The 427-nt window shown below is 67.0% G+C and carries 1 protein-coding gene; it reads left to right on the top strand.

Going from position 1 to position 427, the window contains the following annotated elements:
• On the top strand, positions 1 to 427 hold a 427-nt coding region (locus I6F37_RS41160; protein ID WP_225154546.1), incomplete at both ends, for a hypothetical protein.

The raw sequence follows: 427 nt of genomic DNA, 5'->3' as shown, positions 1-427 counted from the left end.
ACCCTGTTCGGCGTCACGGCCACCGGTGATTTCCACCTCTACCGCTTCCGGGAGGACAACGGCACCTGGCCGGCCGGTGGCACCAAGATCGGTTCCGGCTGGCAGAGCTTCTCGAACGTCACCGCGACGACGGACACCTGCAAGCTGAACGTCGACCACTCGCCGGCCCGCCCGAGCGTGCCCCGCACCAGCGCCGCCCCGGTCGACGCGATCCAGGCCGGATCGGACTTCCAGAACCCGGGTCCGCTGCACTTCTCCTACACCCGAGACGGCATTCTCTACACCGGCTCGACCTTCCCCGGCGATCCGTCGAGGATCCAGTGGACGGTGGATATCCCACAGGACTTCACCGGAAAGCCCACCGTCCTCGTCGACGCGAACCAGGCAGTACGGCACGCGGTGCAGCGTACGAACAGCGACCTCGACA

The organism is Bradyrhizobium sp. NBAIM08 (assembly GCF_020193935.1).
Taxonomy (GTDB): domain Bacteria; phylum Pseudomonadota; class Alphaproteobacteria; order Rhizobiales; family Xanthobacteraceae; genus Bradyrhizobium; species Bradyrhizobium yuanmingense.
The sequence above is the reverse complement of the archived record's forward strand: the minus strand, read 5'-3'. Positions and strand labels throughout refer to the sequence as shown.